The sequence below is a fragment of the Paenibacillus sp. Marseille-Q7038 genome (genome assembly GCF_965111595.1).
In genome coordinates this window covers 1,170,764-1,196,465 of sequence record NZ_CBCOOM010000002.1, presented here as the reverse complement: position 1 = coordinate 1,196,465, position 25,702 = coordinate 1,170,764, and the positions used below count along the sequence as shown (strand labels likewise).

Sequence of the window (25,702 nt, the reverse complement as noted above, 5' to 3'; positions counted from 1 at the left end):
TTTTGCATGTTTATTCGTTTAGTCATTCTCTTCTTCCATCTTCTTTAAAGACTCCAGAAATTCAGCTGTGGCCCGATCTCGGTCACGACCTTTTTCTTTTAACCTTTCAATAGCGGGTAATATTAGAATGTCGATTTCTTTTTGTACGATATAGGACAGATCATACTTATCCTGCTCTTCGAGGTAACTACCCACTTCCATTAAGGCATGATATCGATCCAGTTCATCTCTTTTGAGTAATCCCCTTACTTGTACACTGCAATGTCTCATCGTTTAAAAGAACCTTCCTTTTTGGAGTACGAGCGGTATACCGCCGATAACATATAGATAGCGAATATCCACTACTTTTTTCAGCTGTGCTGCTTTCCATCCCTTCCACTTCTTCCCGTTCACAATAGCTATCGCTTCCCCTTTACCGAGTGAAGCCACCGTTCCTTTATGGCTGAATGTGAACTTGCTCAGATGTTTCCCGCGAATGGAAAGTGCTATATTCTTCGCACAATTAACCCCCTGCTGCATAGCAATTTGAGCCGTTGGTGGATAAGGGTGGCCATCCTTGTTTAGTACGAGTGAGCTATCTCCTATAATGTAAATATGATCGTAACCTGGCGCTCTTAAATACTCATCTACTTTGACACGTCCCCGTGTCACCTCAAATCCTGCATTCTCGATCAGCTTGTTCCCTCGAATTCCCCCCGTCCACACGACGGTAGAAGCTTCAATTCGTTCACCATCTCCAATGAGGACACCACCGGCAAAACACTCTTTTATCGGTACACCGATTCGAAGAATAATCCCTTTATTCTTAAGTACATCCATCGCATACTCTACTAGTTCTTTATCAAAGCCAGGAAGCGCGGTGGGAGCTGCCTCGACATTATAAAGTTCAACTTTTTCTGGATCTACATCATACTCTTTGCATAGTCGGGGTAAGCGGTCTGCCAGTTCAGATACAAATTCCACTCCGCTAAACCCAGCTCCTCCAACCACAAATCGAAGGCGACTCGCTATATTATCATTTTTATAACAAGCGAACTGGTACTCTATATGTTCTCGAATTAGCCTTACGGAGTTAATACTCCGAATCGTCATTGCATGTTCTTTCATCCCGGGAATCCCAAATGTCTCCGGTTCTCCCCCTAGACTGACGACCAAAATATCATACGACAAGGTACCGTCTTCCAGAATTACTTTTTTCTCGTGCGGCCTAATATCTTTAACAGCAGATTTCACAAGATCGATCTTGAACTCGTCAATCAGCTTAGAAATGGGTACCCTTGCATGATCAATAGTATCCGTTCCAGCAGCTGGCATGTGCAGATGCGTTGTTATGTAGTGGTAGTCATGCCTGTTTACAAGCGTGACATCTGCTTCATTGTAGTTCAGTTCCTTTTGAAGTCGCTGTGCGGTCAATATACCGCCATAGCCTGCGCCAAGGATGACGATCTTAGGAATGTTACTCATGCGCCTACCCCTCCAAAATCATTCAACTCATTATAGAAGGTCTAAGAATGTATCATGAAATTAACGCGCGAAAGCGATAAATTCCAAAAAAAAGCCCTTAGACAATCCTATAATTCCAACTTCTATTCTAAAATTGATGGCTCCACCTAAAGACAAATATAGTTCTATCCCTATTCATTAAAACGACATGTTATGTCATGAGGTTTCAAAACTTTATAAAATAAACGGAAAATTCGTAAAAATCAAGAAAAAAATCATGCAACAAAAATGATAGCGATACAACCTCAAAATAGCAAGCGAAAATATATCTTGTCAGTGGGGTAAAATGAAAGGCAACCGCTTGAAATACCAGAGGAACAGAGTGGAAATGACCTTTGCAACAAATTGCGGTAGTGTCTATAATGAAAATGACTTTAAACATAAGAATCGACAATCTCGTGGATATCCGTGACGTTATTGATTCACAATAACATATAGAGAAAGGTGTGTTCTATAAAATGACGACCCCTGAAACTACGAATGAAATGACCGATTTGCTCATTATCGGCGGCGGTCCTGCTGGTATGTTTGCTGCTTTTTATGGCGGTATGCGTCAGGCATCCGTAAAAATTGTGGAAAGCATGCCTCAACTGGGCGGCCAGCTTGCCGCATTATACCCGGAGAAATTCATTTATGATGTAGCTGGCTTCCCTAAAATTACAGCAGGAGAACTGGTGAATAATCTCCTTACGCAAATGGATCGTTTTGATACAGACATCAGACTTGAGGAAAAAGTCATTTCTGTAGAGAAAAAAGAAGAACGGCACTTCGTTGTTACGACAGACAAAGATGTTCATCATGCTAAATCCGTAATTATTACAGCAGGCGTTGGTGCATTTGAACCACGCAGACTCGATCTTGAGGGCGCTGCACGTTTTGAAAAAACAAACCTTCATTATTTTGTAAGTGATCTAAGTCGTTTCGCAGGTAAAAAAGTACTGATCAGCGGCGGCGGCGATTCTGCTGTTGACTGGGCGCTCATGCTTGAACCCATTGCTGAACAAGTTACACTGATCCACCGTCGCGACAAATTCCGTGCACACGAACATAGTGTTGAGAATCTGATGGCTTCCAAAGTAAATGTCATTACTCCTACAGAAATTGCAGAGTTGCACGGAGAAGATCGCATTACAAAAGTCACTCTATCTCATGTGAAAACGAAAGAAACACAAGAGATCGAAGTCGATGATGTCATCGTAAACTTTGGTTTCATCTCTTCTCTTGGTCCTATTGCTGAGTGGGGAATCGAGATTCAGGGTAACTCCATCGTTGTCGACACTCGAATGGAGACAAGCATACCTGGAATATTTGCTGCAGGGGATATTACCACTTACGAAGGTAAACTAAAATTGATTGCGGTCGGCTTCGGTGAAGCACCTACAGCGGTCAATAATGCCAAAGTGTATGTGGACCCGAGTGCCAAATTATCTCCTGGGCACAGCAGTAATATGAAGATGTAATCTTTTGGTAAATTGTGATTAGAAGAATAATACACCAATAAAAAAGGGTATCTTACTCCTGACAACCATTCAGGAGGGATACCCTTTGTCTTATTTGTGCCCACTATGTAACGGTCTTCATATACCTGCTGCACAACCTTGCCTCACCTGCGGCGAGCCTATCGTGGATTACGGATTAACGGAAGACTACGCCGGGCCTTACAGCCCGTATGTGTCATCTTCCGATTATCTTACGATACCAGAAGCTAAAGGCTACTGCATTCACCTCATGTTCTGTCCTCACTGTCTGACGCAAACTTCATATGCTGTAGAAACATGGGAAGTGCCAGGCCATATTGGACCGTCAAACCACGAGGATCTCTAATGAAAAACGGCAGGGACGTCGGTGTTCAGTTCGCGCCTGAGGATCTCACCTAATAATAACTCAATGAAATCGCGTTCAAGCTGAAGCTCGATTGCCATGTGATAAGAATCGAGCAACATCTCATCTGAAAGCATAGCCATCTCCGACACAACCTTTCTTTTTTTTCCTCGTCTCTATTCTATCAAAGAACAAAAAGTAGAACAAGCGTTCTGTTATCCACACCTAAATGTGGAAATCCTGTGTATAATATGTTAATAAATAGAAAAAGACTAGGTTTTAAAAGGAAGGATATGTGGACAATATTTATACACAGGACAATAAAACAATATTCAAAAAAAATATATTTAATTTTTTATCAAAGAAATTAGCTAGATTTAAAGTTAAATGAATAGAAAAGAAGAAATACCAGATCATATTACCCAGTTTACATCTTCACTAATCACTTTCTATACAAATTATTGCGGTCTAGTGTTCACTTCCAAAATCCATATTTTCCCCGAATGATCAAGTCCATAATCAAAACCAAGTTCACCAATGCCTGGGAACTTTTCTTCTAGAAGTACGGTGCAGGTCCGGGTAAGTTTGCGCATCTCTTGCTGCTTCACTCTAGCATTAATATGAGGTAAGGAATGACGTAGTGCCTCCCGACATTTCAGCAGCGTTCCTCCTTTACATACATTGGTTATGACAAGGCCTGGGCGCGCATGTCTTCCAAGCATGGCAGTAATCTTCCACTCTGTCTCTTTTTTTACGAATTTCACTCGGTAGTCAATAGGGCGTCCCTTAATACGAGCCAGAGCAATTCCTTGCTGGATCAGATAACTTCTTTTTAATTTATTTTTCGCAAGTGAACGATACATTCCTTTATAGCTAGAGAAGCTATACGTATGCGACATTTTCGTAAAAGAATATTTTTCTCCCTCTTTGCTTACACGGATAACTCCGTTTCCTCCTCCGCCATGTACGGGCTTAACAAATACCATTCCATATTTCTGTAACATATCTTTCAATTGTTGCTCGGTAAATACTGCGGTTTCTGGGATATGATTTGCGATATAAGGATTTGTCTGAAGAACTTCTGTTTTAATCAATTTACTTCCAATGATCCGATTCATGCGTTTCCCTCCTTCAGAACATAAAAATGAAGTCAGATAGAGTCCTAATATATATATATTTCTGTAACTCTTTCTTCTCTTGTATGTCTGTCCTTATAGAAACGCCTCTTTATGAGGGAAATGAGAGTTGGGATTTTTACCTAAGATAGGCTATATTAAGAGATAGATTACGATTAGGAAAGGAGCTTTTCACTTCGTGGCTCAATTTATCGAAAGTTTTTATGGGGTTGCCTATTTCGCCATGGCTGCTGTACTTGTGGCGGTCACCGTTCTTACCTTTATCACCGGCATCAAATTTATTCGTGATAAAAAACATATCGGATTTGGAATCGGCTGTATTGGCTTTTCCATTGTCTTTACCGTAATTATTATAGAAGCCATTAAGTTAATTAGCGCTTAAGCATTGGATCACAGGGAACCATCTTCTCCAAAGAAAAGAGAGATGGTTTTTTCGTATATCTCTTTTTCGGTTACAATAACAAAAACGAAGAAAGAAGGAGCTGTGCTACCCCATGTCTGAACGTATTGGAATCATTGATATCGGATCGAACTCCATCAGACTTGTAATCTATGAAGTGCTGAGTATGGGGGCCTATCGAGTTTTATACGAAAAAAAGTATGCAGCAAGATTAAGTCAAAAGGTAAACACTGACGGTACGATCAGTTATGAAGCGGTCAGCTCTATTCTACCGGTACTGCGCAGTTATCAAGATATATGTGCCAGCTACCAAGTAACTCACATCAGAGCTGCCGCTACAGCTGCGATACGTAATGCACAGAATAGCAACGACATAACCCAGTGGATTAAGGAAGAAATCGGCCTGGAAATTCAGCTCATATCTGGGGAAGATGAAGGTCGTTTGGGCTTTTTAGGTGTCATTGAATCGATTTCCTTATCTGACGGATTTATTATTGACATTGGCGGAGGAAGTACGGAGATTACTCTTTTTCTAGACGGTCAATATCATGAAAGTCTTTCTATTCCATACGGTGCGGTAAATGCACACGCCCGCTATGGAACTTCAACTCACTGGAGTCGTGAGATGGTAGACGATTTTCGTAGTTCCATACATACCTTTCTCAAAGAACATGCTTGGACACAGCAGCATCCGGGTCTTACACTGGTTGGTCTTGGAGGCACGGTTCGTTCTCTAGCTAAGATGGTACAAAAAAAACAAGAATATTCACTTCCCGTCATGCACAATTACCGAATGGAACCGGAAGATATTCGCGTATTTTATGATACCCTTCCTTATATCCCTTCAGATCAACGTAAAAAAACACCCGGCTTATCAAAAGACCGGGCAGACCTGATCATTCCTGGTGTGATTTTGTTACAAACGATCTTCGACTGGCTGGAATCTACACACTACATTGTCAGCGGTGCCGGGCTTCGGGATGGGCTTTTCTATGAACTCATGCAAAAAGACTATCCTGACTACATGAAACAGGAAGTACTAACAAAGAGTATTTGGAATCTACTGCATTTCCATTCATCAGCCCCGGCAGGGCTTATGAATCAAGTCCATTCCTGTATGCAGCAGCTGTATCAGGTGCTTGAAGGGGAAGCCTCGCTATCCGACAGCCGAATTATGTATGCCTCCTCCATGCTGCATCGCATCGGGGAACAAATTCAGCATCATAGGGCAAGCCAGCACTCGCTCTACTGGATTAAGAACCATGGAGTATGGGGCCTGAGCCACCGTGAAACAATCATCACTGCCATAATAGCCGACTATCATCCCAAAGGCCGAACGCCTGCTGAGATCGATTTTCATCAAGATATCTTATATTCAGAGGACTATAAACGAATCAATCGTCTCGGTTCACTGCTAAGACTTGCTTCTGCGTTGTATGATAGCGGCGGATCTGCCGTAGAATCGATGACACTAGACAAAAAAGACGACTTCCTGCAGCTAAATTTAACTTGCCGCAGAATGCCGTCTATGGAACAAAAAGAACTGGAAGACATAAAAAAAGAAGTAGAAAAAGCTTGGAAAATACACTTGTATTGGACTATTTCGATTTCTTCCAAGTCTTAATCTGAATCGCTTCAAATTGACTCCGAAGTAGAGGCTCCTTGTTATTAACCAGGACATAGGTTCCGTTGGATAATAATAAGCGGGCCTTTACGTTATCTTTAAGTGAAAGTTCCAGCGTACCCACCAGTATTTCTTTTAGGTTGCGGTCATTTACTGGACACATGAGCTCGATCCGGCGATCCAGATTTCTTGTCATCCAGTCTGCACTCGATAAATAAACTTCGAAGTCTCCTCCATTTTCAAAGTAGAAGATACGTGAATGCTCTAAGAAACGATCGACAATACTTATAACTCGTATATTTTCACTGATCCCTTCAAGACCCGGACGCAGGCAGCAAACTCCTCTAACGATGAGCTGAATCTTTACTCCCGCTTGTGAAGCTGCATATAGTTCGTCTATGATTTCTTGATTAGAAAGAGAATTCACCTTGGCAATAATTCTAGCCGGTTTACCACTCTTGGCATTTGCTGCTTCTCGCTGAATCATTTCAAACAATTTATTTTTCAGTCCATCGGGTGCGAGGTGAATTTCCCTTAGCCCCTGAGCTTCTGAATAACCGGTAATATCATTAAATATCTCTGAAGCATCTTCTCCAATCTGAGGATTAGAGGTTAATAAACCGATATCCGTATATACCCGAGCTGTGCTCGCATTATAATTACCAGTTCCTACATGAACATATCTGCGCAGCGTATCTTGTTCTCTGCGTACAATCAGAATGATTTTCGCATGCGTTTTGAGACCTAATAAACCATAAACAACGTGGCAGCCCGCTTTTTCAAGCTCTCGAGCCCAAGCTATATTTCGTTCTTCATCAAATCTTGCCTTAAGTTCTACGACGACGGTAACCTGTTTCCCCATCTCAGCAGCATGTGCCAACGCAGGAATCAACCGAGAATCTCCATTTACCCGGTATAATGTCATTTTGATGGCCATAACATCTGGATCTTCTGCTGCTTCTTCCAGAAAATCAGTCACCGCATCAAAAGATTCATAGGGATGATATAAGAGAACATCTTGTCTGCCTAAAATTTTAAAATAGCTTTCGTCCGTATGAAAGACTTCTGGATATACTGGTTTCAAATTCGGATATTTCAAATGATTGTAACCTTCGAGTTGGTCAACAAAACTGCCTAGAAACCCCAGATCCAGCGGACCCTGAATTTCAAACATCTGGTCGTCTTTAATACCGAACTCATGCTTCAAGTAAGCAAGTGCATTTGGATGAATACCCTCCTCCACTTCAAGGCATACCGGTGCTCCCCGACGGCGTCGTCTTAGCTCTTTTTCTATTTCTTCCAGTAAATCTTCTACTTCTTCTTCATTAATATAAAGATCCGAATTTCTAGTTAACCGAAAGCCATGAACCGACTCCGGTATGTACCCGCTGAACAGTGTATGAATATGATGCTTTATTAACTCTTCGGTAAGGATAAATGATTTTTTCTTACTGTTCGAACGGAGTGGAACTTGAATCACTCTTGGGATATTGGAAGGGACTTGGACAATAGCAAAATAAAGCTCGTTTTCGTCTCCTTCCTTCCTCAAAACGACAGCGAGATAAACAAATTTATGATGTACCAGTGGAAAAGGTCTGCTTTGATCCACAGCCATAGGTGTAAGCACAGGGAACACAATATCATGATAATATTGCTCCATCGCCTTCTGCTGTGTTGCATTCAAATCGGTGTACTCCATAAATACGATGCCTTTTTTGGAGAGTTGTCGCAGGAGGTCCCGATATGAACGGTACTGTTCTTGAATCATTTTCGAAATTCGCTTCATTAATCGTTTGTAGAGACCTGTTGGTGTGTAACCGGTAAAATCTTTTTTCATCAGCTCTGCCTTCATCTTCTCTCGCGTTTCAGCAACCCGCACACTCATAAATTCATCTAGATTCGAGGTAACAATGGATAAGAAACGAACACGTTCTAATAGAGGTGTATCCACATTTTGTGCTTCCTGAAGTACTCTTCGGTTGAACTCGAGCCAGCTCAAATCTCGATTTAAATAGGAATATACTTCACGTTCCGTCCGGTTTTCTAGAATCACGTTCTCTTTTTTCATAAGACCCCTCACAGTAAGAATCATTATAGTAGCTCATTATATTGTAAACCTTCCTAAAAGAGTCAATCATCATCCCTATGTTAAATTTACGTAAATTTCATGTAAAATCTTCCATTTCGCTGCATATATATATCGTAGATAGGATGAAGAGATCATAAAGTTTAGAGCACTAGTCTGCCAAATTCTATCGAATGCTTTACAATAGAGTAGAGAGAAGGTAAAGTGTTTACGTCAGCTCTCTTTAGGGCATTAGAACGTAAATTGACACCTAATAGAAGGAGGATACGATGAATTCTAACAAATCTAGAACGTTGCAAAAAAACATAGAGTTTTTTACCGCCGCCTTATCTCAAACCGTCGTTTCCGTCTGGCAGGAAGATTCCGCAGGCGTGTATTGCGAAATCGCTCGCGGATATGTAGAGATGTTTTCTAATGATCAGGTTCGAGTTAGAAGTGAGGATGGGATGGAACACCATTACTCCAGAGATACCGTTATATTTCAAACCGAGGTTTAATATATAGATACGACTACATGACACGGAGCAGTTATCCGCTCTGATGTAGTCGTTTTTTATTTCTTGCTATGATGATGAATACGGTGCATCGAATTCGATGATGTTATGATCTGGATCGAGAATGAAAATTTGAGCAAATCCAGCCACACTGTTGGGTCTTGCTTCATAAGGGATTCCTACAGATTCAAGCCATTGCTTCGTTTTTTCATAACTTTTCACCCACACAGCGAAGTGCCCATCTGTTGTATCCACACCGCTGATCCGAAGTGTCTCTCCTGCTGGGTGCTGCAATAGATGCAATTGCTGCCCTTCCCCAATCGCGTACCAAACTCCCGAGGAATCAAAAGGAGGCCGCGTTATCTGTTTTAATTTTAATTTCTCAGAATAGAACTGATGAGCCCTCGTTAAGTCTCGAACAGCCAAACTCACATGATGGATTCGTTCCATTTCAATCATGATGGTTGCACCTCTTCTATTTCTTTTGTATATCTGCACAGGAAATATATTACAAAAAAGTCTGTAATGATATGCTAACATATCCTGCGCTCCTTGTTGATATAAATTACGAAATCTGCGAAATACACTAAAAAGAGAGCTGTCAGCATCACTTAGTGTGATACCCAACCCTCTTTTATCATTAACATATGAATGACACCCATCTATGTACATCACTTTTTATTTACTCTCCCATACGACACGACTCGTGACCAAATCTATAATCTTTGCATTTTCGACATAAGCAGCAAGCTCTAACGCATCCTGTTTATTTAAAAAGGCATCAAAATAAGAACCATTTACATATAAAGCAACACCATGCTCTTCGGAAGTAACTTCGGTAGAAGCTTCTGCGTTTGTTAAAATTGCCTCACCGCTGTCCTTGCTGCGTTGTTCTGTTTCCTGCGAGAATTCGTCCTGTAGCGGTGCAGTTTCTTCTATTGCTATTACGGCTTCGCTTTCTACGTTCTCGCTTTCTGACGTTAACTCATCGGTCTCTTCAGGCTGTTCCGTTTCTATGCCATCTGCATATTCAGTCGTCATCTGCTCTATATCCCCATCTTCTGTCGAAACAAAAAATTCCGTCTCATAGGGCTCCTGATAATGAACCACTTTATTGGATGAAGAGCTTAGTCGCATAAATAACAAAAATGTCTCAGAGTACGATACAGTAATCGTTCCTTCTGTAGCATTGGGAAGCTGCTTATACTCCACGATTAACTGACCTTCTGAATCATACCAATCATAGCCTAGTGCTTCCTGTTTAAACTCCCTAAGCGTCTCAGGTGAGGGCGGTAACTCTAAGTAATCTGAAGCTTTTTTCGCTATATGTTCAGAAATGGGCTGTGCGATGTAATCCGAAAGTACAGGTTCAACCACCTTTTTCACCAAAATTAACAGAACTGCGCAAATAATCAGCACGACAAGTATAGTTCTAATGACCCTATTTATGTTATTCGCCATCATATTAGTCCCCTTTTTCTATGTACAAAGACCTGCTTATATAAAAGATATCGGTGAATACGATCATTATGATGAGTCTACATCATTCCTAAAAAAACAAAAAACCTCCTGAACTAAGTATCACTTTCGTCATACTCAGGTTCAGGAGGTATCATCCTACCCATTTAATCATTACGAAATTTTCATGCTATTAAAATAGATCTTAGCAAGGCTCTTCGTTTGGTTTCCCTGCGTCTGTCGCTGTACGGAAAGAAGAACCGCATCCGCAAGTGGCAATCGCGTTCGGGTTATGAATGGTGAATCCTCCGGTCATGCCGGATTCTTCAAAATCGATTTCCAAACCTTCTAGTAGACGAAGGCTGTCTTTCTCTACAACGATCTTCATATCCTGAATCGTCATAAATACATCTTGATCTGTTTCGTTATCGTCGAATCCCATTGCATATGAAAATCCGGTGCAACCACCGGGTGCTACGCCAAGACGCAAAAACATATTTGGTGTTTCTTGTTGCTCTAACATTTCTTTCAATCGCTCTGCTGCTGTATCACTAATGGTAATCATCGGTCATACCTCCTTCTATCTAATAAGAATCAATCATCTCACGTCCAATGTAACGTAAGAATGATATGTTTCCTATATCTTATGTAGAATTATACTCCACCTGTTCTCCTACCTCAAGGGATGAAGATGGAATAAAACCCCTAAGTGAACAAGCTTTTTACACCTATGTATTGAACCGCTCGGATGTGAGGTTTATAATAGTAGGGAATTGTACATGGAAGTGTCGAAGAATTGTCACAGAAATCTGCTTTTGTAGCCGTGATTTTAGTTGTAACTTTTTTCACATTCTTAACATGACTACCGTTTGGTCTTTGAATCATTTTATTATGGAAAACATAAAGTCATGACTCAGGAGGAATTAGCATGTCTACATTAATTACACCATTTACAGATACCAAAATGGCTGCCATCATCGAAAAAGTACAGAATGGACAGCGTTTGACACTGGAAGACGGTGTTTATCTTTATGAGAGCGATGATCTTCTTACGATCGGACAACTTGCCAATGAAGCAAATCTGCGCAAAAACGGTAAAAAAGTATATTTCATAGAAAATATGAGTTTGTATTTTACGAATGTATGTGAAGCTCGCTGTGCTTTCTGTAACTTCAGAAAAGATCAGGGGGAAGATGGATCTTACACCCTTTCCGGACAAGAGATGATTGACTATGTAGAACAGCACATCCATCCTGGTGTTAGGGAGTTCCATATTGTTGGTGGACATAACCCTCATGTGCCATTCGAATATTATGTTGATTCCCTGCGTGCTTTGAACGAAAAATATCCGAATGTTACACTTAAAGCGTACACGGCAGCTGAAATTGACTTCTTCACACGGATCAGCGGTCTCAGTGTCAAAGAAGTTTTGCAAGAACTGCAAAAAGCAGGACTCCAATCTCTCACAGGTGGCGGTGCGGAAATTCTATCTGATGAATATCGTCAGAAAATGAAAGTAACAAAAGCCAATGTCGATCGCTACCTCGAAGTTCATCGGACAGCTCATCAGCTTGGTATGAAGACACACACAACAATGCTTTACGGTTCTGTCGAATCCTACGAGGATCGAATTCAACATATGCTTCAGATTCGTGAGCTTCAAGATGAAACGGGTGGATTTATGGTCTTTATTCCGCTCTCCATGCAGCCGAAAAGTAAAAATGCCGGTATAATGCGTCGTAACTCAGCATATGAAGATCTTAAAACCATCGCGATCTCTAGACTGATGCTCGATAACATTGACCATGTGAAAGCATACTTCATTAATATAGGTGCTCAATTAACACAAGTAGCTCTCAGTTTTGGTGCATCTGATGTGCACGGTACAATTGTACGTGAACAGATCAGTCACGCTGCTGGTGCGCTTACACCTGCAGGGCTGACTCGTAAAGAACTCATCTGGCTTGTAAAAGGTGCGGGCCGTATTCCCGTTGAACGTGATACCTTCTACAATGAGATTGAAGTTTTCGAATAATCATTTGACCTTCGAAAGAATTTCCATTGGATTCAGCTCTGTACCCTAGGGCTGAATCCACTTTATTGTTTTCCGCAGATTACATTCATTATCCCATCATCCCCATCGGCCTTAATATCATGACCGAGCGTAAACTAACATCTTTGCAAGATCGCATAAGAAAGGAAGTTATATCGTCATGAAAAACATCGTTATCCTCGGAGGCGGCTACGGCGGTCTTACCGTAATTAAACATCTTCTTGAAGGCTCTATCCCAAATGATACCCAGATTGTCCTTGTGGACCGTATGCCTTTTCAAGGGCTCAAAACTGAATATTACGCACTTGCTGCAGGGACTGTATCTGATTATGATCTGCGTGTGCAGTACCCTGTTCATGAACGTCTAACCTATAAATATGGTGAAGTTGAATCTATTGATTTAGAAGGAAAATTGATTCAAATTCAAAATGAGGACCCCCTCCCTTATGATCAATTAGTTATTGGTCTTGGGTGCACAGACCGTTTTCATGGAACCCCGGGTGCAGAAGAATATAGTAACACCATTCAAAGCTTCCGAAGTACACGTGAGACCTATCTTCGCGTTAGTGAAATCAAACCTTATGGTCAAGTTCACATTGTAGGAGGAGGACTCAGCGGAGTTGAAATCGCTGCTGAAATCAGAGAAAGCCGATCCGATCTAAATGTAACCATTTTGGACCGAGGTGATCGTGTTTTATCCGCTTTTCCGCAACGCTTATCTGCTTATGTAGGAGAATGGTTCGCAGAACATCAGGTAGAGATTAAGAATCATATTTCGGTATCGAGGGTAGAACCCTATGCCATCTATAATCGGGAGGAAGAAATCGTAACGGATGCGGTCATATGGACAGCAGGAATTCAGCCTGTAAAAATGGTCCGTGATCTGAATGTTCAGAAAGATCCCCAAGGCCGGGTTACTCTGAATGAATATTATCAAATCCCAGAATATCCTGAAGTCTATGTCGTGGGTGACTGTGCAAGCCTTCCTTTTGCACCAAGCGCACAGGCTGCAGAAGTTCAAGGAGAGCACATTGCACATATTATTCATGCACTCTGGAAGAATGAAAAACCCAAAACCGAAGCTCTCAAACTGCGCGGTACTCTAGGAGCACTCGGCAAGAAAGCTGGTTTTGGGCTTATGGGTAAGACATCGATGATGGGACGTGTTCCGCGGATACTAAAAAGCGGTGTCCTCTGGATGTCGAAACGTCATCTAGGTTAATTAAGGAAATCTCTTCCTTTAAAGATCCAGGTCATCCCATGCGTGGGCTTCTGCAATTTTGGACAAAATGGCTTCATGCAGTTCTTTTGCACTTGTTGCTGTGACAACTTCACCATTCACAAGTGCAAATGGAGTGTTGCTGCATTGTCCGCAATTGGTGAGGCATCCGTATTCGATCACGTCGTAATCGAGGTTTTCTTCAAGTGCCTCGAGGACCTCATCCGTTCCAAAATGCATGTTGTTGGTACAAAATTCAATAATGGGTCTCAAATTATTCACCTGCTTCAGTTTTGACCATTTTATTTTGACTTCAATTGTACTATAATAAAGGGAAGGAAAGGAGTTGACAATATGAGCGAAAACGTACAAAGCAGCACCATGTATGATGAAGTTCTAGAAGTTCTTGATAAACTTCGCCCATTCCTGCAGCGCGATGGCGGTGACGTGGAATTGGTTGATGTTGAAGACGGCATCGTTAAGCTGAAATTAATGGGTGCTTGCGGTAGTTGCCCAAGCTCCACCATTACATTAAAAGCAGGGATTGAACGCGCACTCGTTGAAGAAGTAGAGGGCGTACATGAAGTAGTTCAAGTATTCTAATCATCCCCTAAGCATACAAGAGAGTCCCGAATATGGGACTCTCTTTTTTATTCTGTAATCGTAGGACGAATCGGATCAAGTCCTCCTGAGATATCCATAATATTACCTGTTATAAAGTCCGATTGATCCTGACATAGAAAATGAATAACTCTTGCCACATCTTCTCCGCTTCCGGGTCTTCCTCTAGGTGTCTCCTTATCAATCAACCCACTTACCTCATCAATGGTCATCTCTTTATGCGCTCCCCGAATATCCCCAGGGCAAATCATATTGACGGTAATACCATAAGGTGCTTCTTCGACAGCAAGTGTCTTTGTAAAAGAAACAAGTCCTACCTTTGCAGAGGCATAAACCGCCCGCTGAGGCCAAGATCTCGCTTCACCCGCATGACTGAAACCAAAATGGATAATCCGCCCCCATTTCTTCTTCCGCATGCCTGGAAGTACCCGGTGATCTAACAACATCGTCCCCACCAGGTTTCCTTGTGTTAACATGATAATGTCTTCTTGCGTATATTTCGAAAACAGCTTCCGCTCCCTAATAAAAGGACCAGCGTTGTTTATAAGTATATCCACTACACCAAGCTGATGCTCAACCGTTGTAATTAGCCGTTCTATATCTTCTGGCTTGCATATGTCCGCCTGTACTACGATGCAACGCACACCCAGCTTTTTGATGGCTGCACATAAATCCTCAGCTTCCTTCTGACTATGCACATAATTCAGGGCAATATCATACCCTTCCATTGCAAGCCGAAGTGCTGTCATCTTACCAAGTCCCTTTGCGCTTCCTGTGATCAGAGCGACTTTGTTGTCCAACATCCCTTCCTCCTCCTAAAAAGAGCGGTTCCTACTCAGTATAATATAGCTGGAGTAATAAGAAAAGAAAGGAGGCATTTCTAAAAAAAAAGAACCTGCCTCTGTGAACAGAGTACAGGTTCTTCGTAATTTTAGAATGCAGGAACGATCGCTCCCGCATAATTATCTTCAATGAACGTTTTGATTGCATCGGAATTCAGAGCAGCATTCAGCTTTTGTACAGCTTCATCATTCTGATTGTTCTCACGAGCGACAAGCAAGTTCGCATAAGGAGATTCTTCATCTTCAATGAACAAGGCATCCTCAAGTGGATTTAAATCAGCTTCAAGAGCGTAGTTTACATTGATTACAGCGAGATCTACTTCACCCAGTTGTCTTGGAAGCATAGCTGCGTCCAGTTCAACGATTTTTACATTTTTCGGATTTTCCGCAATGTCACTGATTTTAGACTCTACATTCGTGTTGTCTTTCAGCTTAATAACTCCGTTTTTATCAAGCAGCATCAGTGCACGACCACCGTTCGTAGCATCATTAGGGATTGCAATCTTCGCTCCCTCTTTTAATTCATCTACTGATTTAATGGTGTTGGAATAAGCTCCAATAGGTTCTACATGAACATTGTTAAGAGCAACCAAATTCAAACCGCGTGTTTCATTCTCGTTCTCAAGATAAGGTTTGTGCTGGAAGAAGTTTGCATCCAGTTGGTTTTGTGACAACTGTACATTAGGTTGTACATAGTCATTGAAGATGGTGATCTCCAGATCAATACCTTCTTCTGCGAGAATTGGTTTTACTTGTTCCAAGATTTCAGCGTGCGGTACAGGTGATGCTCCTACTCGAAGGGTGACTCTTTTTTCTGTCTGACCACTGTCTCCACTTCCTGTTGTATCATTACCAGCAGAATCATTTCCACATGCAGCTAAAACCAGTACCAATGCGAGCGTAAGACTAGATAAAAACCATTTTTTCATCGTTAAACCCTCCTAAGTATAGTAAATCCCTATCTCCTAAAGCGAATTGCTATTTACGTGTAAAATGTTTAACTAATCTGTCTCCTGCCATCTGCAGAACTTGTACAAGAATAATCATAACGACAACCGCTACGATCATCACTTCTCGTTCATACCTGTAATATCCATAGTTAATGGCTAGAGCACCAAGTCCCCCGCCGCCAACCATCCCCGCCATTGCGGTGTAGGATATTAGTGTAACCACCGTGATCGTAATTCCCGCAAGTAAACCAGGAAGAGCTTCCGGCATGAGCACCTTCATTATGATCTGCCCCGTAGAAGCGCCCATCGCTTGCGATGCTTCTATAACCCCTTTGTCCACTTCACGCAGAGAAGTCTCGACGAGCCTTGCAAAGAAAGGTGCTGCACCAACTACCAGCGGCGGGATTGTTCCCACAACCCCTATTGTCGTGCTGACAATCGCTTTTGTAATGGGAAGCATGGCCACAATCAGAATGATAAAGGGAACCGAACGCAAAATATTTACGATAAAAGAAAGTACAGTGTATATGACACGATTTGGTGTTGAAGCAGATCGTGAAGTTAAAAATAGAATAATTCCAACCGGCAGTCCGATAATAAAAGTAAAGATACCGGATACAACCAGCATACTTAGTGTTTCTAAGGTAGCTGTTTGAATCTCATCCCAATTAATTACGGAAAAATCAAGACCCATGATGTAGCACCTCCACTTCAAGACCTTGCAGAGTCAAGGATTCAACCGTTCTTAAAATCTGTTCAGGATGACCCTCTAAACGAACCATCAACTGACCATACGGCATCTGCTTGATTGTAGAGATTGTTCCTTGCAAGATGGCAAAATCTACTCCAGTTTGCCGCACAGTCTGCGATAGAATCGAATCATAGGTTTTACTTCCCAGGAAGGTGATTTTTACCGTTTGTGAATGATCTAAATGCGAAGCCTGAATGGCTTCCTCCATTAAACCACTAACTTCCGTTTCCCGTAAAATAAATTCTTGTGTAACGGGATGTTGCGGTTTCAGGAATACTTCCGCCACCGGTCCTTCTTCCACAATCCCACCTTGATGAATGACAGCCACCCGGTCACAAATGGTCTGAATTACATGCATCTCATGGGTAATGAGTACAATCGTGAGATTGTACTTCTGGTTAATATCAAGCAACAACTTGAGAATTGAGTTCGTTGTCTGCGGATCAAGCGCTGAGGTCGCTTCATCACACAGCAGAACCTGAGGATCGCTTGCCAGCGCCCTTGCAATACCCACACGCTGTTTTTGTCCTCCGGACAGTTGAGCAGGATATTTGTTACTGTGGTTTGTAAGTCCAACCAGTTTAAGTAATTCCTTCACCTTTTGATCCACTTTCTTGTGGTCCGTTTTCACTAATCGCAGCGGAAATGCAATATTCTCGTAAACCGTGGCAGAACTCAGCAGATTAAAATGCTGGAAAATCATCCCTATTTTACGCCGCTGCGCCTGAAGTTGCGATTTATTCAATTTCGTCATATTAATGCCGTCTACATAAACCTCTCCCGATGTCGGACGCTCTAACAAATTAATCAACCGAATCAGGGTGCTTTTTCCTGCTCCGGAATGACCGATCACACCAAAGATTTCGCCTTTGTTAATAGACAAATCTAGACCTGACAAGGCAGTAGTTACCTGCTTTCCTTGTCCGTAATCTTTGCGGATATTTTTTAATTCAATCAATACGGTACCTCCTTGCTTGCGGTCATTCTCATTTTGACTCATAGACACAAAAATCCCCCTTTTTCACAGAAAAAGAGGGCATCAATAGTTAGACGATTCCTTCTCATCTGCCAAGACCAAATGTATGATCTTGAAGGATTTAGCACCATGTCATCCTATATAGAAAAAAGCTCTATAAAGAATCGGTTGCCGGGCTTCATAGGGCCTGTCCCTCCGCCACTCTCGATAAGAATGATATGCAATTATGAATAATGTCGAATGTTGTCATTTGCTAAACAAATTAATTGTTTCAGAAACTTAGTGAAAGTATATGACATTTCATAACACTTGTCAAAGGAAAATATTATGCGCGGACCGTTTGTTTTTTCCAAGTGCTAATCATGTACTCAAATGATTCATGTAAACTTCTTGAGACCAAGTCCACACCAAGTTCCAAATCGGAAGTAAATGCTTTTAGATCTTCTAGTTTTACTTTTCCATGCAGTGCTTGATGCCTTTGCCACAAATCATCTTGCATCTCCACATTCATATGATGAATCTCGGTGTTGCGCCTTTTACGAAGACGATTCATGGGCTGATGATACTTATCTTTCAGGCTGCTTAATCGGATGAGAAGGGTTTTATGCTTTGGCTGTCCTTCGAGCTGTTTTAGAACCGTAAAATAGGAAAAGTGCGCTTTAATTTTGGATGTTTCTAAATGATACCAGTCATCTAAAACATTACCCAGTTTGTCTAAGGTTGCAAACATACGAATGAAGCCGTCCTTGTAAAAGTATACGTATCTGGCATAATCAGATTTTTCATCCGGTCCCATATCATCCGTTGAGGCTGCATGGATCTTCGCCGCATAAAAAGAAGCAGCAAAAGAACTTTGTTCTAGTTCATCTAATGATGTAATCAGTCCACGGGTCCATATCTCCAATTCACGATAATCATGTGTTGGATCGGTACTCTCTTTTATTTCACTGATAAGCAACTGCAACATACGCACCATCGCATCCATGGCTTCTTTCAAGTATCCCGAGTTCACCCGGGGTGGTTCACCTAATAAAGTACGCAGCATATAAACATCCTCCCTGCACCTCATTTTCCCCCATCAAGGCACACAGAATCCCTACTTCTTATTGGACCTTTGCAAAATATGATTTCCAGCGCGAATCGACGAGTTCCACAATATCTTCCCGCGGAATAACTTCTTCAGGGTAACCTGGCTTCATCCGTGCATCTATAACGATTGGCAAGGAGTAACCGATGTGATTCCGCTTCACTGAAATATCTGCATACATGTCACTTGCTGGATTAAAGCGAGTAAACACAGTCCATAGGAAGGACATCTGGTTCTTCGCTGTTTCTTGTGCATGATCGACCAGAATCACGAGCGGCCAAGTCTGTTCCAGTGCCCCAAAACGTTCTACGAGCCGGCCTGCAAGTTCTGGTTCTTCCTCATAAGAAGCTCCCTCCACAAGCAGTACCCCGCCGCAATAAGGTTTGATATCGGTTATCTCATTCACAAATCCACCTTCATATGTGCGAGGAAGATCACGCACTTTCTCTCCAACACCGACTAAGATGGCCTTACTTCCGTGGTTCAGCTTGTGACCGGTATAATCGAGCGTATCATGTGAAGTATGATCAAAAATAAACAGATCCGTCTGCGGATCAAACCGTTCCAGTACCGTTTCAATCAATTCCGTAAAGTTAGATAAATCAATTGCCTGATCGGTTAAAATCAAAAATTTAGTCAAAGACAATTGTCCTTGTCCAAGTATGCTGAATCCGGAAACTAATGCCTCGCGAGAATAGCTTTCCCGTACAACAGCAGAAGCAAGCGCATGAACTCCGCTTTCTGCATATGCCCATAAATCTTTCACTGTCGGCATGACAATGGAATAGGCGGGAGATAATAACCGCTGTACGAATTCTCCGAGGTAATAATCTTCTTGTCGAGGTTTACCCACAATCGTCATTGGGTAAATCGCATCCTTACGGTGCCACATCCGCTCCACGTTCAAGATTGGGAACTCATGAGCCAAAGAATAATAACCGAAATGATCACCGAATGGTCCTTCCATTCTACGCTCGTGAGGCGGCACGATTCCTTTGATTACAAATTCTGCTTCAGCCGGCATACGGTGTCCTCCGAAAGGGTCATCCACCATTTTCAGCTTGTCCCCCATGATCAGGGAAGCCATGAGCAGTTCCGGAAGTTTCTCCGGAATCGGAGCTATTGCAGACGCAATAAGAGCTGGTGGACCTCCGAGGATGACAGACACCGGTAAACCTTGTCCGCGCTTTTCCGCTTCATGGTAATGAAATCCGCCGCCTTTTTGAATCTGCCAGTGTACGCCAGTCGTATGATCATCATAAATTTGAATACGATACATCCCGAGGTTATGATCTTTATGATCATCAGGATGTTCTGTATACACAAGCGGTAATGTTAAAAATGGACCTCCGTCCAGCTGCCAGCTCGTTACCTTCGGAAGCATCTTCAGAGGGGATTCGGTCTGATTAGCAGATAAAATGGGTGCATCACTTCGCTGCACTGTTTTTAAACCCACTTTTATGGCTTCTTTAATCAAGCCTCGTTCATTCCAGAGCGCTTTAGCTGTTGGAGGCATCAGTGTTTTCGTTGCACCAACAATGGATTTCATGAGTTCTTCAGGTCTTGGTCCAAATGCCATATCTACTCTACGGCTGGTTCCAAACATATTCGTGAGTACCGGAAAAGGAGTTCCTTTTACGTTTGTAAATAACAAAGCAGGTCCCTGCTCCTCAATGACACGTCGATGAATCTCTGCAATTTCTAAGTAAGGATCAACAGGCGCGTCGATAATAACAAGGTCTTTTTCCTGTTGTAATTTGGTTACAAACTCACGTAAATTTGAATAAATCAATGTGGAAGATCCTCCTTTATAAAACAAAGCCCTGCGAATCTAATTCGTGGACTTTGTCATTTGCATATGTAGCCTTATGGACAGGCACTAGCATTTATTGTACACTGTCCGGCTATTTTTTTCCAAGATACATCTATTGTATCCAGTTATTTATGATGTCTTTTATGAGCGATGGATACCTGCCGGCTTAGCCAGTTTCCATACCACATAACTCATGTAGGCAAGAAGCCCGAACAATACCGAAATAATGGTCATATGAGCAAGTACAACAAACATGTAAATCTCAGGACGATCCATTGTAAGCATGAGGCCTACACCGGACAACACTTGTATAATTACAAGCGTGATCGCTGTAATCCCAAGAATTTGCAGCTCCCTGTTCCCTTTATTATGCCGGTAAGCATAATGACTGAGGACAGCAATAATGACGACAAGGAAAAACGCGGCAACACGATGCAAGAATGCAACAGCTACACCGCCTGAGAGTTCAGGAATCACGGCTCCATTACAGAGTGGGAATCCGCTGCAGCCGCCTGCTGACTCGGTATGGCTGACAAAAGCTCCTGTATAAACAACGATATATGAATAGATCATCGTTAGCCACACCAAGTTACGAAATTGTTTACTTACCCGCGGCAGGCTATCGAACTTAGCGAGTCCGCCAAATTTTTGTTCTTGCCTTGCGCCAAGAGTAGTCATCAAGGAACTTGCAAGCGAAATAATGGCAAAACCAAGATGTAATGCCATAACAGCGGGTACTTGGGAGAATACTACTGCGAGTGCTCCCATCATCCCTTGAATAACAACGAAGAACAATGTTAAAAGTGAAAAAATTTGTAGATCACGGCGCTGTTTAGCATACAGCATAAAGAGTACAAATGTAGTAATTGAAAGCAGCCCTGCTGACGTACTGACAATTCGGTGTGAATATTCAATGAGCGAAGCGAGTGTATGGGCTGGCACAAATTCCCCGTGACATAATGGCCACTCATTCCCGCAACCAAGGCCCGAATCCGTACGTGTAACTACACCGCCGCCGAATGTAGCAAAAAACATGAACAGCGTAGTCACAAAACTAAACCATTTTAAAAGTTTGATATGCTTCAACCTTATTCACCTGCAATTATATGATATGGCGGAAATAACTCTCCGCATGCTGATTATATAGCCATTTTCAGCAACTCTAACTATTATAACGGATAAAAGAATTCGAAACATAAGGGGATTGTGACAATATCTTAACGCCTGTTCAAACGTAACATTTTTCATTGCTCTCTAGAACCCAAGAAATTTATTTCTACCTATCACAAAAAAAACACCGCACTCTCTTTATCTAAGAGCACGGTGTTTTTTGTAATCATAATTAGCTGCGCAGTGTTTGATACACTTCAACCGCACGTTGAAGGAATTCTACAATTTCCTCGCGGGATTTGCGATTTTTATTCACAAAACGAATGAGCTCACGTCCATCTGCATAAGCCACAAAACTAGGGATTCCTAGAATGTTCTGTTCCTGGCTTAATTCGCCAGTTTGTTCTACATCGACTTCAATCAGGGTAAGGAGCTGAGAAAACTCCTGCTCTACCTCAGGCATGAAGGGATCAATAAATCGGCAGTCTACGCACCAGTCTGCTTTAAAGACAGCGACCGTCAAATTAGAAGATTGAGTTAGAACGTCGAATTCCGCTTTAGAAGTAATTTTTTTCATCTTTATCATCCTCTCTAGTTACAGCTCGTATATATCTTCTGGTTTAGTGAATCATTCTTGACGAGTGGAAGTCAAATCATTCGTACATACTATTATATAACCAGGCAAAGTCTGTAGCAAAAGAGGAGGCAAGAAAAAGATGAAAAGTCAGCAATCTACTGTCCATTCTTTAGACGCGATTTGGCAAATGTTAAAGACCTTGCCTCTGACTGCAGCAGAAGTGATTCGCGGTAAACAGGCCGCTATTCAGTCATCGAAACAGCTGCGTCATCCGATTCGTCCACTCACCTGGCCTACTTCATCTGCTTCCTGGATTATGAATGAATTGGAACAAACACTTGCTAGTGTACGCGCCAGCGGAGTCCAGCCTGCTTCTATGCGGAGCAGTCAGCTCGATCCATATAGTGTGGAAGAGCTGGAACTCGTACGCGAGATCATGGAGCAAACTCAGCAGCATAATCAAAGTAATATAACAAGAACTGCTGCTTATCTGGCTTGCTATGAGGCTTACCCAGAGCTTCACTGGGCTCTGCTTGCTCATTTTGTATCTCGAAACGGAGGTTACAATATGACCGATCTAAAGAGCGAACTTTTGAAGAATGTACTGAAAAGTCAGGATAATCAACAAGTTTATCTTCTCCTAGAACGGTGTAATGCACTAATTTTTCAGGATGCCTATCCGCAGCTGATGTTATATATGAAAAGCCGAGAAAAAGGTCGAAGCTATTTTCATTTGCTATCCGAGTTTCATGTTTCTGCCTTTATGAATCCTTTTTGGGAACAATTCTGGCTTGAACGCAACAGTGAGATCTTGACCGTCGGTCTCATTATTAACGAGCAAAATTATATTGAGAACCGGGTTATTCGAAATCCCTATTATCAGCAACATGTTACGGCTACACTCTCTTTTCGTTCCCATGAACTGGCTGGACTTAATCATATTATTATTCCGCTTGGTGTGGATCAGGAATTGGTTGGTTTGACGATTACTCACTTCAATAAACTTCATGAACGGATCGAATTTGGTAAGGCATTGTATGCCCTGTTATTCGGATATTCGCAGGTACTAGAGAGAGCCACCATCTTTTCTAAAGAAATCCCTCACGAAGGTTCCCGAAGTGAATATTGGCCTAAATATTACACTTCCCTATATGGTCAGAAACGGGATGAACCCCTGCTCACCCCTGCGTTAAGTAATAAAAATGTTCTCTCTGCAGACAATAAAATATATAGTCCTACGCTATATAAAGCTTGGTATGATATGCCCTATGAGAAAATAACTCGAGAGGACTGGCTTACCCATACTCCTCATACAGATACTCTAGGCCACCTTAACCTCCCAAGGAGACCACGTATATTTGATGTGAGTTACCGGCACCGATTCGCGCTATGGAAACTTGGCATTGTTCATGATTTGAGCGAAATGAGAAATAACCATAAGATCCCATAAAAAAAAGAACGAAGCTTCAGTTCACAGACAGAAGCGATCGTTCTTTTTATTTTATTCTTTACTACCTTGCTTACTACCTCGCTGTAATCTCATCAAAGGCCGAAGCACCTTCTGAATCATCCGCGGATAATTGGTAAGCTCGTCCTGACGAAGTACGCGCAGTGCAATAAGCAGAACGAAATAACTGATTACCACAACAATTCCCACGATGATACAGTTCAGTAGAAACGCCACTCTTGCTGGCATCACGTTTACCATAGACAGTCCAAGCTGATGAAGTCCATATCCAATCGCACTGGATATCATCACAGTAATCAGAAAACCAATCCACCGCTTACCGAGAATGGAGAAGGCAACTGTCTTTTTGAGTACACGAATATTAAGTAATGTGATGATAAAGAAAGCAAGACCCGTTGAGATAATGATCCCGTAAATTCCGAAAAATTGAGCAAGGATAAAACTGGACACCAACTTGACCATAATCCCGATAAATACGGTTATCATGGTAATTCTTGGTTTGCCAATACCCAGCAGAATGGAATTTGAAGTCATCATTGTAATTTGAAAGATCGTCCCAAATGTCAATAAAGCAACAATTCCGCTGCCATCCAAACTACTAAACAAGAGACCATTAATCGAATAAGCAGCTACACAGAGAGCAATAACCATTGGCATCCCTGTCATGATAGCGATCCGCATAGCCAGCGTCACTTGATTACGCAAATGCGCTTCATCTTTTCTTGCAAATGCTGCCGAGATAATCGGGATAAGAGACGTGCTAAGTGCAATTGCCAGAATTGGTGGAATCCCCGCAACGGGCTGAGCTCGGTTTGTCAAAATACCAAGCATCGTCGTCGACATATCCGATCCGACCTGACCGCTGATCAAAGGTTTAATAATGGATGAATCAATAAAGTTAACAGCTGGTACCGCTAACGAGGATAGTACGATCGGAATAGAAAGTGTGAAAATATCACGATAGATCCGAGATAATGGGATTTGCGCAGTTTGCAGATCATGAAGACCGAGTTCTCGATCTTTCCGAATCTGTTTCCTAGTGAAATACAGCATTACTGCGAATGCACCCACACTACCGAGTACTCCTCCGAAAGTTGCACCTGCAGCAACCTCACTATCTCCATATCCCGCTCTTAATAAAATATAAGCAAGCAAGATTGCAGTACCGACCCGTGCAAATTGTTCGACAATCTGCGAGATTCCGCCTGCTGTCATGTTGTTGCGACCTTGGAAGTAGCCGCGCATCATGGCAATAGTCGGGAATAACAATAACGCCGGAGCCAGTGCACGAATGGCTAAAGCCGATTCTGGAACTTGGGCAACATAAGTTGCGTAGAGTGGAGCTAATGTCCATAGCAGTATCGTCATTACAATCCCAGCAAATGCGGAAAAAATAAGTGCAGCTTGATAAATTCGTTTGGCTTCTTCAGGTTTATCCAGCGCATAGCGCTCGGAAACCATTTTGCTGAGTGTACTTGGAATACCAGCTGTAGCCACCGTAAGCAGCATTAGATATACGCTGTTCGCAACCCCAAAAGAGGCGTCCCCCACATCTCCGAGCAAGTGTTCAAGCGGAACGCGCTGGACAAGCCCAAGCAGCCGGGCAACAAGTGCTGCCACAGCAAGGATAATGGTACCCTTGATGAATGATTCCTTTTTAGACAAGACGTAATTCCCTTCTTCCTTCCCCCGAACGAAACGTTTAGGAACCTA

General features: G+C 42.2%; 27 protein-coding genes and 1 riboswitch. Of the genes, 9 read left to right on the top strand and 18 right to left on the bottom strand.

The genetic code is table 11. The features are described from left to right. Window positions 1-18: 18 nt before the first annotated feature. Both ACWPWY_RS22845 and ACWPWY_RS22840 read right to left on the bottom strand, forming a co-directional pair. Complete coding sequence (locus ACWPWY_RS22845; protein ID WP_454193778.1) at window positions 19-270, bottom strand: hypothetical protein; 252 nt, start codon at window positions 268-270, stop codon at window positions 19-21. Window positions 271-273: 3 nt separating this feature from the next. Next, window positions 274-1,464, bottom strand: a complete 1,191-nt coding sequence (locus ACWPWY_RS22840) for an NAD(P)/FAD-dependent oxidoreductase (RefSeq protein WP_454193777.1) — start codon at window positions 1,462-1,464, stop codon at window positions 274-276. Between the two features lie 497 nt (window positions 1,465-1,961). On the opposite strand from ACWPWY_RS22840, the gene ACWPWY_RS22835 reads away from it, so the two are divergent. Further along, window positions 1,962-2,963: an NAD(P)/FAD-dependent oxidoreductase gene (locus tag ACWPWY_RS22835; RefSeq protein WP_454193776.1), complete on the top strand. Its 1,002-nt coding sequence runs from the start codon at window positions 1,962-1,964 to the stop codon at window positions 2,961-2,963. Between the two features lie 85 nt (window positions 2,964-3,048). Beyond that, window positions 3,049-3,327 (top strand): hypothetical protein, encoded by a 279-nt coding sequence (locus ACWPWY_RS22830; protein ID WP_454193775.1) that lies wholly within the window; start codon window positions 3,049-3,051, stop codon window positions 3,325-3,327. Here ACWPWY_RS22830 and sda read toward each other — a convergent pair. Together sda and ACWPWY_RS22820 are read right to left on the bottom strand one after the other, a co-directional pair. Next, window positions 3,324-3,467, bottom strand: a complete 144-nt coding sequence (sda, locus tag ACWPWY_RS22825; protein WP_191801994.1) for a sporulation histidine kinase inhibitor Sda — start codon at window positions 3,465-3,467, stop codon at window positions 3,324-3,326. The two genes, ACWPWY_RS22830 and sda, sit on opposite strands and share 4 nt — an antisense overlap. Before the next feature lie 315 nt (window positions 3,468-3,782). Next, a complete protein-coding gene (locus tag ACWPWY_RS22820; RefSeq protein ID WP_454193774.1) occupies window positions 3,783-4,442 on the bottom strand; it encodes a YheC/YheD family protein in 660 nt (219 codons plus the stop codon). 196 nt (window positions 4,443-4,638) lie between these two features. On the opposite strand from ACWPWY_RS22820, the gene ACWPWY_RS22815 reads away from it, so the two are divergent. Beyond that, window positions 4,639-4,842 carry a hypothetical protein gene (locus tag ACWPWY_RS22815; protein ID WP_454193773.1) on the top strand — a complete coding sequence of 68 codons (204 nt, stop codon included), beginning with the start codon at window positions 4,639-4,641 and terminating at the stop codon, window positions 4,840-4,842. Window positions 4,843-4,954: 112 nt separating this feature from the next. Then, window positions 4,955-6,484 carry a Ppx/GppA phosphatase family protein gene (locus ACWPWY_RS22810; protein ID WP_454193772.1) on the top strand — a complete coding sequence of 510 codons (1,530 nt, stop codon included), beginning with the start codon at window positions 4,955-4,957 and terminating at the stop codon, window positions 6,482-6,484. Here ACWPWY_RS22810 and ppk1 read toward each other — a convergent pair. Then, the gene (gene ppk1, locus ACWPWY_RS22805) at window positions 6,459-8,552 is read right to left on the bottom strand and encodes a polyphosphate kinase 1 (protein ID WP_454193771.1); all 2,094 of its coding nucleotides are present in this window, start codon (window positions 8,550-8,552) and stop codon (window positions 6,459-6,461) included. The two genes, ACWPWY_RS22810 and ppk1, sit on opposite strands and share 26 nt — an antisense overlap. Window positions 8,553-8,839: 287 nt before the next feature. On the opposite strand from ppk1, the gene ACWPWY_RS22800 reads away from it, so the two are divergent. Beyond that, window positions 8,840-9,067, top strand: coding sequence for a hypothetical protein (locus ACWPWY_RS22800; RefSeq protein ID WP_160034799.1), 228 nt, complete (start codon window positions 8,840-8,842; stop codon window positions 9,065-9,067). Window positions 9,068-9,133: 66 nt separating this feature from the next. Here the strand turns inward: ACWPWY_RS22800 and ACWPWY_RS22795 are convergent, their stop codons facing one another. From ACWPWY_RS22795 to ACWPWY_RS22785, 3 genes are all read right to left on the bottom strand, one after another. Further along, a complete protein-coding gene (locus ACWPWY_RS22795; protein ID WP_454193770.1) occupies window positions 9,134-9,523 on the bottom strand; it encodes a VOC family protein in 390 nt (129 codons plus the stop codon). Between the two features lie 219 nt (window positions 9,524-9,742). Beyond that, the gene (locus ACWPWY_RS22790; RefSeq protein WP_454193769.1) at window positions 9,743-10,528 is read right to left on the bottom strand and encodes a hypothetical protein; all 786 of its coding nucleotides are present in this window, start codon (window positions 10,526-10,528) and stop codon (window positions 9,743-9,745) included. Window positions 10,529-10,727: 199 nt separating this feature from the next. Next, a complete protein-coding gene (locus ACWPWY_RS22785; protein WP_454193768.1) occupies window positions 10,728-11,087 on the bottom strand; it encodes a HesB/IscA family protein in 360 nt (119 codons plus the stop codon). 363 nt (window positions 11,088-11,450) lie between these two features. On the opposite strand from ACWPWY_RS22785, the gene mqnE reads away from it, so the two are divergent. Next, window positions 11,451-12,557 carry an aminofutalosine synthase MqnE gene (gene mqnE, locus ACWPWY_RS22780; RefSeq protein WP_454193767.1) on the top strand — a complete coding sequence of 369 codons (1,107 nt, stop codon included), beginning with the start codon at window positions 11,451-11,453 and terminating at the stop codon, window positions 12,555-12,557. A 178-nt stretch (window positions 12,558-12,735) separates the two neighbouring features. Continuing rightward, the gene (locus ACWPWY_RS22775) at window positions 12,736-13,797 is read left to right on the top strand and encodes an NAD(P)/FAD-dependent oxidoreductase (protein ID WP_454193766.1); all 1,062 of its coding nucleotides are present in this window, start codon (window positions 12,736-12,738) and stop codon (window positions 13,795-13,797) included. An 18-nt stretch (window positions 13,798-13,815) separates the two neighbouring features. Here the strand turns inward: ACWPWY_RS22775 and ACWPWY_RS22770 are convergent, their stop codons facing one another. Continuing rightward, window positions 13,816-14,067: a YuzB family protein gene (locus ACWPWY_RS22770; RefSeq protein WP_454193765.1), complete on the bottom strand. Its 252-nt coding sequence runs from the start codon at window positions 14,065-14,067 to the stop codon at window positions 13,816-13,818. An 81-nt stretch (window positions 14,068-14,148) separates the two neighbouring features. Here ACWPWY_RS22770 and ACWPWY_RS22765 point away from each other — a divergent pair, with 81 nt between their 5' ends. Further along, window positions 14,149-14,397, top strand: a complete 249-nt coding sequence (locus ACWPWY_RS22765) for a NifU family protein (RefSeq protein WP_191801972.1) — start codon at window positions 14,149-14,151, stop codon at window positions 14,395-14,397. Between the two features lie 47 nt (window positions 14,398-14,444). Here ACWPWY_RS22765 and ACWPWY_RS22760 read toward each other — a convergent pair whose 3' ends face one another. The 8 genes from ACWPWY_RS22760 to ACWPWY_RS22725 all read right to left on the bottom strand — a co-directional run bounded on the left by ACWPWY_RS22760 (window position 14,445) and on the right by ACWPWY_RS22725 (window position 22,521). After that, window positions 14,445-15,215: an SDR family oxidoreductase gene (locus ACWPWY_RS22760; RefSeq protein WP_454193929.1), complete on the bottom strand. Its 771-nt coding sequence runs from the start codon at window positions 15,213-15,215 to the stop codon at window positions 14,445-14,447. A gap of 131 nt (window positions 15,216-15,346) precedes the next feature. Then, entirely contained in the window at window positions 15,347-16,186 is an 840-nt protein-coding gene (locus tag ACWPWY_RS22755; protein ID WP_454193764.1) for a MetQ/NlpA family ABC transporter substrate-binding protein, read from the bottom strand. Between the two features lie 49 nt (window positions 16,187-16,235). Next, window positions 16,236-16,904, bottom strand: coding sequence for a methionine ABC transporter permease (locus ACWPWY_RS22750; RefSeq protein ID WP_454193928.1), 669 nt, complete (start codon window positions 16,902-16,904; stop codon window positions 16,236-16,238). Next, entirely contained in the window at window positions 16,891-17,916 is a 1,026-nt protein-coding gene (locus ACWPWY_RS22745) for a methionine ABC transporter ATP-binding protein (protein WP_454193927.1), read from the bottom strand. The genes ACWPWY_RS22750 and ACWPWY_RS22745 overlap by 14 nt, the downstream gene beginning before the upstream one ends. A 100-nt stretch (window positions 17,917-18,016) precedes the next feature. Continuing rightward, window positions 18,017-18,148, bottom strand: a riboswitch (SAM riboswitch). Between the two features lie 111 nt (window positions 18,149-18,259). Beyond that, entirely contained in the window at window positions 18,260-18,979 is a 720-nt protein-coding gene (locus tag ACWPWY_RS22740; protein WP_454193763.1) for a Cthe_2314 family HEPN domain-containing protein, read from the bottom strand. A gap of 58 nt (window positions 18,980-19,037) precedes the next feature. Then, entirely contained in the window at window positions 19,038-20,813 is a 1,776-nt protein-coding gene (locus ACWPWY_RS22735; RefSeq protein WP_454193762.1) for a UbiD family decarboxylase, read from the bottom strand. A 162-nt stretch (window positions 20,814-20,975) separates the two neighbouring features. Next, complete coding sequence (locus ACWPWY_RS22730) at window positions 20,976-21,920, bottom strand: COX15/CtaA family protein (RefSeq protein WP_454193761.1); 945 nt, start codon at window positions 21,918-21,920, stop codon at window positions 20,976-20,978. A 256-nt stretch (window positions 21,921-22,176) separates the two neighbouring features. Further along, window positions 22,177-22,521 carry a thioredoxin family protein gene (locus ACWPWY_RS22725; protein ID WP_454193760.1) on the bottom strand — a complete coding sequence of 115 codons (345 nt, stop codon included), beginning with the start codon at window positions 22,519-22,521 and terminating at the stop codon, window positions 22,177-22,179. 139 nt (window positions 22,522-22,660) lie between these two features. Here ACWPWY_RS22725 and ACWPWY_RS22720 point away from each other — a divergent pair, with 139 nt between their 5' ends. Next, complete coding sequence (locus tag ACWPWY_RS22720) at window positions 22,661-23,971, top strand: DUF2515 family protein (RefSeq protein WP_454193759.1); 1,311 nt, start codon at window positions 22,661-22,663, stop codon at window positions 23,969-23,971. Window positions 23,972-24,022: 51 nt separating this feature from the next. Here the strand turns inward: ACWPWY_RS22720 and ACWPWY_RS22715 are convergent, their stop codons facing one another. Then, on the bottom strand, window positions 24,023-25,654 hold the full coding sequence (locus ACWPWY_RS22715) for a putative polysaccharide biosynthesis protein (protein WP_454193758.1): 1,632 nt from the start codon (window positions 25,652-25,654) through the stop codon (window positions 24,023-24,025). Window positions 25,655-25,702: the final 48 nt, after the last annotated feature.

Excerpts from the sequence above, each read along its gene's own strand:
- ACWPWY_RS22845 (WP_454193778.1), bottom strand. The coding sequence starts at position 270 with ATGAGACATTGCAGTGTACAAGTAAGGGGATTACTCAAAAGAGATGAA.
- ACWPWY_RS22840 (WP_454193777.1), bottom strand. The coding sequence starts at position 1,464 with ATGAGTAACATTCCTAAGATCGTCATCCTTGGCGCAGGCTATGGCGGT.
- ACWPWY_RS22835 (WP_454193776.1), top strand. The coding sequence starts at position 1,962 with ATGACGACCCCTGAAACTACGAATGAAATGACCGATTTGCTCATTATC.
- sda (WP_191801994.1), bottom strand. The coding sequence starts at position 3,467 with ATGGCTATGCTTTCAGATGAGATGTTGCTCGATTCTTATCACATGGCA.
- ACWPWY_RS22820 (WP_454193774.1), bottom strand. The coding sequence starts at position 4,442 with ATGAATCGGATCATTGGAAGTAAATTGATTAAAACAGAAGTTCTTCAG.
- ACWPWY_RS22810 (WP_454193772.1), top strand. The coding sequence starts at position 4,955 with ATGTCTGAACGTATTGGAATCATTGATATCGGATCGAACTCCATCAGA.
- ppk1 (WP_454193771.1), bottom strand. The coding sequence starts at position 8,552 with ATGAAAAAAGAGAACGTGATTCTAGAAAACCGGACGGAACGTGAAGTA.
- ACWPWY_RS22800 (WP_160034799.1), top strand. The coding sequence starts at position 8,840 with ATGAATTCTAACAAATCTAGAACGTTGCAAAAAAACATAGAGTTTTTT.
- ACWPWY_RS22795 (WP_454193770.1), bottom strand. The coding sequence starts at position 9,523 with ATGATTGAAATGGAACGAATCCATCATGTGAGTTTGGCTGTTCGAGAC.
- ACWPWY_RS22790 (WP_454193769.1), bottom strand. The coding sequence starts at position 10,528 with ATGATGGCGAATAACATAAATAGGGTCATTAGAACTATACTTGTCGTG.
- ACWPWY_RS22785 (WP_454193768.1), bottom strand. The coding sequence starts at position 11,087 with ATGATTACCATTAGTGATACAGCAGCAGAGCGATTGAAAGAAATGTTA.
- mqnE (WP_454193767.1), top strand. The coding sequence starts at position 11,451 with ATGTCTACATTAATTACACCATTTACAGATACCAAAATGGCTGCCATC.
- ACWPWY_RS22775 (WP_454193766.1), top strand. The coding sequence starts at position 12,736 with ATGAAAAACATCGTTATCCTCGGAGGCGGCTACGGCGGTCTTACCGTA.
- ACWPWY_RS22765 (WP_191801972.1), top strand. The coding sequence starts at position 14,149 with ATGAGCGAAAACGTACAAAGCAGCACCATGTATGATGAAGTTCTAGAA.
- ACWPWY_RS22755 (WP_454193764.1), bottom strand. The coding sequence starts at position 16,186 with ATGAAAAAATGGTTTTTATCTAGTCTTACGCTCGCATTGGTACTGGTT.
- ACWPWY_RS22740 (WP_454193763.1), bottom strand. The coding sequence starts at position 18,979 with ATGCTGCGTACTTTATTAGGTGAACCACCCCGGGTGAACTCGGGATAC.
- ACWPWY_RS22725 (WP_454193760.1), bottom strand. The coding sequence starts at position 22,521 with ATGAAAAAAATTACTTCTAAAGCGGAATTCGACGTTCTAACTCAATCT.
- ACWPWY_RS22720 (WP_454193759.1), top strand. The coding sequence starts at position 22,661 with ATGAAAAGTCAGCAATCTACTGTCCATTCTTTAGACGCGATTTGGCAA.